Raw genomic sequence first — 9,657 nt, forward strand, 5'->3', positions numbered from 1 at the left:
CCCAAAGTTTTTATACAGATGTACAAAACAAGATTAAAATATAGCCTGTTGTTATTTGTCGGATTATTCATGAGCAACTTGCTTTCAGCACAAAAGATGAATAATACGCTGTATCTGATGCAGAATGTGCCGCAAAGCAATCAGTTGAATCCGGCTATCCAACCCGAGTGTAAGGTTTTTCTTGGTTTCCCGGGGATGAGTTCAATTTATCTGAACTATGCCAATAATGGTTTTACCTACAATGATCTGATAAAGGATGGAACCGGTTTGCAGAAGGATTCTTTGGTGGTTGATATCAATAGTTTTCATGATGCACTGCAGTCAACCAACACCATTACCAATCAGTTCGACTATACTTTCTTTTCATTGGGAATACGAGCTAAGAAAATGTTTTTCACTCTTGATATGAGTTCAAAAGTGGATACCCGATTGGGTTTTGATAAAGGTTTGGTCTCATTTCTTAAAAATGGAAATGCAAATTATATGGGGCGTACTGCCGACTTAGGTGCTTTAGGATTAGAAGGAACGGCTTATCATGAAGTAGCTTTGGGTGTTTCAAAGCAAGTAACAGATAAGTTGACTGTGGGTGTTAAAGCCAAAATGCTTTTTGGTGTAGCTAACATGCACATGGATGAATCAGATCTTTCTGTTTATACATCTGCATCAGGCGACTTGGTTCGTTTGCACTCCAAGCAATTGATGAAGGTGTCGATGCCTTTGGATATTACTGAAAAAACAGATCCTGACGGCACAAACTACATTGATGATATTGATGTTTTGGATGATGATATGGATGGCACCTTCTTTTCAGGAACCAACAATAAGGGGTTTGCTTTCGATTTAGGAGCAACCTATCAATTCGATGAAAAAACTACTTTTTATGCCAGTATTCTGGATATTGGTGGAATTAAGTGGAACGATACTTATGAATTGTATCAGGATGCCAGTTTTGATTGGAAAGGTGGCGATTGGTCGCAATCAGGAAATTCAAAAGATCCCAACTATCGCGAGATTGGAGATGTGATGGAAGATTTGACAGATTCTATTTCAGATGCATTCAGATTTAGAGACAATGCAGGTTCTTATTCAAAGGCTTTACCAACTAAAGTGTATTTGGGTGGAAGCTATAAGCTAAACGAACGTATGAATGTGGGCGCTGTGAGTCGTACCGAAATCTATAATGGGAAGCTTCGTCCATCTTTAACACTATCGGCAAATACAAGAGTTATTCGGAACTTTTCTGCATCTGTTAGTTATTCTATGGTGAATAACTCATACAATAATGTAGGTGCCGGTATTGCTGCAAAATTAGGCCCTTTTCAGATTTATGCAGTAAGTGATAATCTACTTGCTATGAATCCCAATACGGCTCAAACGGCTAACTTTAGATTCGGGATGAATATGATGTTTGGTTGCAGAAAAAAGTCCCAAAAGAAAGATGTTTGTAAGATTCAGGAAGATTTGATTCTGGAGCATATGCAAAAGCTCAACGATAAAAAGGCTAAAAAGAAGAAAAAAGAAATTGAGGAGTAGTATTTAGACTCTAATATTCTAATAAAGAGCTTGTCCTTCCCGACAAGCTCTTTTTATTTGCAGAAATCCTTATCTTTGCATCTGATCGAAAAAAATGCTTTATAAGCTAAAAGGATATTTGACAGATCGAAAAACAGATTGATGTTCATTTTTGTATCTGTCCTTTACCTGAATGAATCAGGAATTCAAATTATAAATTTACAAGTAAATTCATATGGCACTATTAAGATTTATATTAATTATAGGCATCATATATTACCTTTTTAAATTTTTGTTTAAAGCTTTCTTCCCTGTTATAGTGAAGAAAACATTTGATAAGATGCAGAATAATCAACAACAGCAACACTATCAACAAAAGCCGGAAGGCGAAGTGACTGTTGAAAAGAATATGACTCATAAAGAAAAGCACGATACAAAGAATGTAGGCGACTATGTTGATTTTGAGGAAATAGATGACTAATTTATTTTAGACAGAATGATTTGAGTGCTCCTTGTGAGTTTGAATTTGTTCCTTCTATTATCAACGGCTACTTTTGTATCCAAATTCAGAAAAAAATAAAATCTAAATAAAAAACTATGGCTCAGGAAGATGTTTTCAAAAAACTGGTAGCTCATTGTAAAGAATACGGATTCGTATTTCAATCATCAGAAATTTATGATGGTTTATCTGCGGTATACGATTATGCACAATTGGGTGTTGAACTTAAAAACAACATTAAAAAGTATTGGTGGGATTCAATGGTAAAACTACACGAAAATGTAGTGGGGATTGATTCTGCTATTTTTATGCACCCTACCATTTGGAAAGCATCAGGACACGTCGATGCTTTTAACGATCCTTTGATCGATAATAAGGACTCTAAGAAGCGTTACAGAGCCGATGTTTTGATTGAAGATCTCTTGGCTAAGTTCGAGGCCAAAATGGATAAGGAAGTCGCTAAGGCACAGAAAAAATTTGGTGAGACTTTCGATGAGGCTCAATTCCGTGCGACTAACCCTCGTGTATTGGCCAATAAGGAGAAAATGGATGCTATTCATGCACGTTTTGTTGAGGCATTAGACAAGAATGATTTGGTTGATTTAAAGCAAATCATCATCGATAATGAAATTGCTTGTCCTATTTCAGGTACAAAGAACTGGACTGATGTACGTCAGTTCAACCTGATGTTCTCAACCGATATGGGATCTACCGCTGATGGTAGTAGCAAGATTTACCTTCGTCCTGAAACGGCTCAGGGTATTTTTGTAAACTACCTGAATGTTCAGAAAACAGGTCGTATGAAGATTCCTTTCGGGATTGCGCAAATCGGGAAAGCTTTCCGTAACGAGATTGTAGCACGTCAGTTTATTTTCCGTATGCGTGAGTTTGAACAAATGGAGCTTCAATTCTTTGTTCGCCCCGGGGAAGAGATGAAATGGTTTAATGCCTGGAAAGAAACTCGTATGAGCTGGCACAGAGCACTTGGTTTTGGTGAAGATAAATACCGTTTCCACGATCACGATAAGTTGGCTCATTATGCCAATGCGGCGACTGATGTTGAATTTAAATTTCCATTCGGATTCAAAGAAGTAGAGGGAATTCACTCTCGTACCGATTTCGATTTGAAACAACACCAGGAGTACTCAGGTAAGAAAATTCAATATTTCGATCCGGAATTGAATAAGAGCTATGTGCCTTATGTGGTTGAAACTTCAATTGGAGTTGACCGTATGTTCCTTCAAATTATGTCGGAAGCTTATCAGGAAGAGAAGATTGAGAAAGAAGATGGTAAGGTTGACGAGCGTGTGGTATTAAAATTGCCACCAGCATTAGCTCCAGTGAAACTGTGTGTAATGCCATTGGTTAAGAAAGATGGCTTGCCAGATAAAGCTCGTGAGATTATCGACGACTTGAAATTCGATTTCAACTGTCAGTATGATGAGAAAGATTCTATTGGTAAGCGTTACCGTCGTCAGGATGCTATTGGAACGCCTTTCTGTGTGACTCTTGACCACCAGTCATTAGAAGATAACACCGTAACACTTCGTTACCGCGACACAATGGCTCAGGAGCGTGTAGAGATTTCAAAACTTTACGAGATCATTAAATCAGAAGTGAGCATGAAAGAGCTTTTTAAAAAGTTGAAATAAACTTTTACAAGTGTATATATTGAAAAGAGGTATCTCCAAAGGATGCCTCTTTTTTTGTCCTTCAAACTAAAATCAGGCTTAGGTTGGAAGAGAAATTAAGAAAATGGGTGTTTTTTAAAATTGGCAGACTATTTATAGAATAATGACAGTCAGAGAAGTACCAGTATTGCCTGTTTTTTGTGCATTTTTTTATTGAAAAAAAGCGTCTATTTGTTTTGCAGGAATGAAACATTTCCATACATTTGCATCGCAATCAAAAGCAATGCCCAGGTGGCGGAATTGGTAGACGCGCTGGTCTCAAACACCAGTGGGGCAACCCGTGCCGGTTCGATCCCGGCCCTGGGTACCGCGATAATCCTCTTGAGAAATCAAGAGGATTTTTTTATGTCATAATTCTAAATCCTGATGATAAAAAAATTCTTACTCTCTCTATCTCTTTTGATATCCTTGTCGGGATTTTCACAAGATTATAAATACCTACCGACTCATACCGGGGAAATTATCAAGCACAAAAACTATATTCTTTCTTACAGCGAGAAATTTGAACAGGCTGAATGGGTGGCTTATGAACTTCGTTCAAATGAAACGGTGGGTTTGATTAAACGAGCTGACGATTTTAGACCAGATCCTGTCGTTAAAACAGGTTCTGCAAATTTGGACGATTACAGGGGGAGCGGTTACGACAGAGGCCATTTGGCTCCGGCGGCAGATATGGGATTTTCAGCTTCAGCCATGTCCGAGAGTTTTTATATGTCGAATATGTCGCCACAGAAACCTTCTTTTAATCGTGGGATATGGAAGAACCTGGAAACACAAGTTAGAAATTGGGCAAAAACTTACGATAATATCTATGTGGTGACAGGTGGTGTGCTGAAATCAGGCTTGGCATGCATTGGAAAGAATCGAGTAGCCGTTCCTGAAAATTTCTATAAAATTGTGTTTCGTGAGAAGGCTGGCCAATCAGATATGATTGCTTTTTTAATGGCGAATAAAAACTCGGAACAGCCCCTATCTAGTTTTATTGTAAGTGTCGACGAGCTTGAAAGCTTGACAGGTCTTAATTTTTTCCCGCAATTACCAGATGATATAGAAAATAAGCTGGAAGCTCAACACAGCGCTCAAAATTGGGATTTCGGACCTTGTAAAGCCAACAGTATGGTTTTAGTAAAAGCCAAAAAGCAAGCCGAAATAAGCAAAACAAAGCCCTATACAGGGCAATGTTGTGGAAAGACACAAAACGGTTCACGCTGTAAGCGAAAGGCGACTTCCGGTACACGTTTTTGTTGGCAGCATAAAAAGAAATAGTGCTCAGGTCTTTCAGATTTGTTTTGCTGAAAGCTTCGCATGGGTCGGGAAGCTGTATGATTAGTTGTTGTTAATAATCTTCTTGTCGATGTATTTCGAATTTATAATTCTGAGAATGCCCATATAATCCAATTTAAATTCGATTAAGTCCCCAACCTTGTAATTCTTTTTGTTCTCGTGAAGGTCAATAACAATCATATCAGAGCTTGCTCCGGTTAAGTCTAAACTTTTATCAACCAATTCGAGGTGATCGGTTTCCACATCAAGAAGTCCGATATCAATAATTGCTCTGTATGAGGTTTCTCCAATATCGTTTTGGTCAAATTCGAAGGTTTCTCCTTCTACATTTGTTCCCATTTCTCCCATAGGAACAATTGGTTTTTCGGTTAATTCAATAATTTCACAAAAAAGACTAAATACATTCGAATGCATTTTTTTAAACTTGGTATTATTGTAAATATCTGTTCCAAGAAATAAGGTTTCTCCAACTCTGAAATGATTGATGCCTTTAGGCAATAGTTTTTGAAAGATTAAAGGAATTGTCACCGAAGAGCCTCCGGAAACATAAGGGATATGCTTATTGAATTTTGCTTCGATTAACTGTTCATATAAGCTTAATTGAATGAGTTTGTCGTGATTGGGCAAAACTCCGTACAGGCATGACAAGTTTGCTCCTATTCCAACGACTTTAATATTTTTTAATTTGAAAACACTTTCGTAGAAGTCAATAAAATGATCGCCCATGACACCCTCTCTGAGTTCACCCAGCTCAATCATGATAATGATTTTGTGAGTTTTATTTTGTTTTATGGCTTCATTTGATAGTAATTTGATTGTTTCAAATTCGGTATTCATGCTAATGTCAGCATATTTGACGATATTGGGAATAGCACGTTTAGCCGGGGGTTTAATGTAGATGGTTTCAATTTTGGGATTGATTGATTTAATCATCTTAAGATTTGATACACGGGAGTCGCATATCTGAGGAATATCAAATTTTAAGAGTTCTGTTAGAAATATTTTATTTCCACAAAGCATTTTTGTCACAACAGACCATTGAATATTCTTTTTAAGAAAAAGATTATTTAGATAGACGTAGTTGGCTCTTAATTTTTTTACGTTTAAAGTAATGTATGCCATGATTATTGTTTATTTGCAACTGTTCGTTTAATTGATTCTGATAAATGTGCTAATACTTCATAATTGAGTTGATCGCTTATTTCACTGAAAGCACTTACTTTGATTTCTAAACCGTTTTGTTTTCCAATAACGACGACTTCATCTCCAATTTTTGCATCAGGCAGGTTTGAAATATCAGCAATAATCATATTCATATTTACCACCCCAATCACCCCGCATATCTGATTCTGAATAAGTATGATGCCTTTATTACTTAATGATCGGCTGTATCCCGATGCATACCCTATTGGAATGAGTGCGGTTCTAATATTAGTTTGAGCCAAATATGAAAGTCCATAGCTTACAAATTCGCCACATTTAACATCTTTAATCGACATGATTTGACTTTTCCAGCTTAGGATTCGATCCAATGGATCCGTTTTATTTGCCTTGTTGTTGATATACTGGATAAAAACTTCGGTACTTGACCAAAAACCGTAAAGCATGATGCCTATTCTCACCATGTCCATTCTTGCTTTAGGATAAACAAATGAGGCAGCTGAATTTGCAACATGTCTGTATTGGGGTTTGATGTTATTTTTTTTCAGAACAGTTAGCAACTGGTTATATTTTTTTAACTGCTTTTGTATTCTTGAATGATTTGAAATGCTTTCAGCACCTGCAAGGTGTGTGCAGAAGCCGACGACATCGATATAGTCCTTATTTTCTTTGATGAGAGAAATTGCTGAATTCAATTGATTTATATTCAACCCCGAACGGTTCATTCCCGTTTCTACCTCAAGATGGATATTGATTTTTGTGTTTAGCGACTTAGCATATGATAGCGCGACTTGTAGGCGTTCTGTATTAAAGATGAAAAATTCGATCCTTTTTTTAATTATATCGATCATGTTTTCATCCGAGATCCATCCCATAATCATTATGGGGTGGGGATCGGATAGACTATTGTAAACCCGAATGGCTTCTTCATAGCTAAAAACAGAGTAATGCTTGATTCCATATTTCTCAAAAAGAGGCACAATTTCTTCAATGCCGTGGCCATAAGCATTGGCTTTAACAACCGCCGATATGATCACATTTTTGCCGATTTTCTTTTTTAGAAAAGCCACGTTATTTTGTACTGCTTCTTCATCCAAGCTTATTATGGAGCTCTCAGTCATTTTAGAAATTGATTTTTTTATAAATACGATAAAATAGATTTATCCCGGTTTCAATTATGTCGTCCGGAAAATCGTAATCCGGATTGTGAAGGGGAGCTTGTGATTTTCCTGCCCCTAAGCCAAACAAACAGGTTTTATAATCTTTTGAGTAATACCCAAAATCTTCAGACCATTTAAAAGGTTTTTCAATGGTTTCGATTTTTAAATTGTTCTGGCTGGCAGATTGTTTTACAATGTTCAGACACTCATCATCATTTATACTTGCAGGAAATACCTCAGAATAGGTGATTTTGCATTTCAAATTCTCAGCTTCTGAGATCTCTTTAATTATATTTTCGGAATGAGTGCTCAGCATATCCATATCTTCATTTTCAAATGCACGTAAGGTGATTCTTATTTCAGCATATCCGGGTGATGTGCCAAAAGAGATTTCTCCTAATTGGATATGAATAATGGTGAGTAAAGTCAAATCATTAAAAAGATTTTTATTTTCTTTTAACTGATGAAGCTGGTTAATGATTTTGGAAATAGCATTGGCCGGGCTTATACCATTTTCGGGTTCAGCAGCATGAGCCGTTTTCCCCAAAAGTTTAACCGTCATTCCTTTTGAAGCAGCGGAAAAACTGCCGGTTTTCACGACGATGCTGTGTTTCTCCATTCCGGGAATATTATGAAGTGCAAAAATAAAATCAGGATCAATCGCTTTAAATTCGGGATCTTCAACAACATCTTTGGCACCTTGTTCGACTTCTTCAGCAGCTTGAAAAAGTAAAACTACCTTTCCGTATTGAGGCGGTTCAACTGCTATCTTTTGAGCCAAACCGGCCAAAATAGCCATATGTCCATCGTGTCCACAAACATGTGCTACATTGGGATTGACAGATGAATATGCAAGCGATGATTTCTCCGTGATAGGTAATGCATCCAGTTCAGCTCTGAAAATAACGGTTTTCCCCTCTTCCTTTCCCTTAAAAACAAAAGCTTTTCCCGTTTTACTTAGATTAACAATTTCATCTGGTGAAAAGGCATTCATATAATTTACAATTCTCTCCGAAGTTTTGTATTCACTATTCGAAACTTCTGGATATTTATGAAGCTTATGCCTCAATTCAATAATATCTGTTGTCATCTGTTTGTTTTGTTTATAAATAACTTACTGAATAATATACGAATGCAGAGATCGTGATACCAACTATTTCTGCATCCGGATTAAAGGGCAGTTCGAGATTTGAGACAATTAAAGCAGTAGCATTTTTCTTTTCGGTTACCATTTTAAAAAAGAGAAAACTAACCCAAAGCATTATAGCGAGTATATGGTGAATATTAATATATCGATAAAGTGCATAGAATTGAATTAGAAATATCGACAGGATTCTTTTGTTTTAGGGGATCAGATTGGGAAACTTAAATGGAAGAGGGCTGGATGTAGCGCATCTCAATGTATTTACTTGAAAATCCGTATTTCTCATATAGAAAACGTGCCGGGTTTTCAGGTTCAACGTGTAAAGCGATATTACCTTCTGCCAGGTCTATGGTTTTTTGCATCAGTATTTTTCCTATTCCTTTACCTCTAAGATTTTTATGAGTGGCAATGTAAACGAGTATGTTCTCAGGAATATAGTCTTTCATGCCTGTTTGATTAACAACAACAGCACCGGATATTTCATTGTCCAGATAGGATACTAAAATAAATCCACCAAAGGATTCTGTTTCTTTTAATGCGTAATTAACCGCTTTTTCGATATCTCCTCTCGGATCCCCATATTCCTGGAGGTTTTTAAATAGGAAATCAATTACGTTTTCTTTTTCTGATGTATTGGGTTTTGTTTTAGGATTAAATACTCTGGTTTGAATCATAAAAAAATAATTTACGCTTGATTTATATATTTGATAATCACAGTATAAGGTTTTTTTTCGAGAAATACAATTCTATTCGAAACAGAATTCGATTTTTAAGATGAACATAACTGGTTTGTTTCGATTATCTTATTTTTAAAACAGATTTTATTTATCTATTTAGTTTGGTGCTATTTAGTGTTTTGTGAGTACTGGGTGTAGGTAAATAATCAACTGAACTAATTGATTTTTTATCATAAACAAAATATTTATACAAGGTAAAATATATGCATGATAATTGAATAGAGAATTTGTGGACATTTAAGGATGAGATATCTGTCCTTAACTATAAGTTTGTATTCGTATTCAAGTCGTACTTGTGAATAGAGACAATTTTCGAGGGGGAGATGAGATAATTCTATGATTTGGACTTGCAACAAAAATGTGGACAATAAGTTAAGTCATGCCGCTCTCTTGTCATTATTTAATAGCCTTCCATATTCTAAAGGAGATAAATAATTTAAAGAAGAATGTCTTCTACATGTATTGTACC

General features: G+C 36.3%; 8 protein-coding genes and 1 tRNA gene. 5 read left to right on the forward strand and 4 right to left on the reverse strand.

Annotated elements, in window-relative coordinates; all coding sequences use genetic code 11:
• Positions 1 to 18 precede the first annotated feature (18 nt).
• From EO244_RS16260 to EO244_RS16280, 5 genes are all read left to right on the forward strand, one after another.
• Positions 19 to 1,533 (forward strand): DUF5723 family protein, encoded by a 1,515-nt coding sequence (locus EO244_RS16260; RefSeq protein WP_129255746.1) that lies wholly within the window; start codon positions 19 to 21, stop codon positions 1,531 to 1,533.
• A 319-nt stretch (positions 1,534 to 1,852) separates the two neighbouring features.
• Complete coding sequence (locus EO244_RS17055) at positions 1,853 to 1,993, forward strand: DUF4834 family protein (protein ID WP_206734595.1); 141 nt, start codon at positions 1,853 to 1,855, stop codon at positions 1,991 to 1,993.
• A gap of 116 nt (positions 1,994 to 2,109) precedes the next feature.
• A complete protein-coding gene (locus tag EO244_RS16270) occupies positions 2,110 to 3,663 on the forward strand; it encodes a glycine--tRNA ligase (protein ID WP_129255748.1) in 1,554 nt (517 codons plus the stop codon).
• A gap of 264 nt (positions 3,664 to 3,927) precedes the next feature.
• A tRNA-Leu gene (locus EO244_RS16275) sits at positions 3,928 to 4,009 on the forward strand.
• A gap of 59 nt (positions 4,010 to 4,068) precedes the next feature.
• Positions 4,069 to 4,968, forward strand: a complete 900-nt coding sequence (locus tag EO244_RS16280) for a DNA/RNA non-specific endonuclease (RefSeq protein WP_129255749.1) — start codon at positions 4,069 to 4,071, stop codon at positions 4,966 to 4,968.
• A 60-nt stretch (positions 4,969 to 5,028) separates the two neighbouring features.
• Here the strand turns inward: EO244_RS16280 and EO244_RS16285 are convergent, their stop codons facing one another.
• The 4 genes from EO244_RS16285 to EO244_RS16300 all read right to left on the reverse strand — a co-directional run bounded on the left by EO244_RS16285 (position 5,029) and on the right by EO244_RS16300 (position 9,125).
• Positions 5,029 to 6,108, reverse strand: coding sequence for an alanine racemase (locus tag EO244_RS16285; RefSeq protein WP_129255750.1), 1,080 nt, complete (start codon positions 6,106 to 6,108; stop codon positions 5,029 to 5,031).
• Positions 6,109 to 6,110: 2 nt separating this feature from the next.
• Complete coding sequence (gene alr, locus EO244_RS16290; protein ID WP_129255751.1) at positions 6,111 to 7,268, reverse strand: alanine racemase; 1,158 nt, start codon at positions 7,266 to 7,268, stop codon at positions 6,111 to 6,113.
• A gap of 1 nt (position 7,269) precedes the next feature.
• Positions 7,270 to 8,397, reverse strand: coding sequence for an amidohydrolase (locus EO244_RS16295; protein ID WP_129255752.1), 1,128 nt, complete (start codon positions 8,395 to 8,397; stop codon positions 7,270 to 7,272).
• A 275-nt stretch (positions 8,398 to 8,672) separates the two neighbouring features.
• Positions 8,673 to 9,125, reverse strand: coding sequence for a GNAT family N-acetyltransferase (locus tag EO244_RS16300; RefSeq protein WP_129255753.1), 453 nt, complete (start codon positions 9,123 to 9,125; stop codon positions 8,673 to 8,675).
• Positions 9,126 to 9,657 lie beyond the last annotated feature (532 nt).

This window comes from Ancylomarina salipaludis (assembly GCF_004122035.1).
In the GTDB taxonomy this organism is placed as follows: domain Bacteria; phylum Bacteroidota; class Bacteroidia; order Bacteroidales; family Marinifilaceae; genus Ancylomarina; species Ancylomarina salipaludis.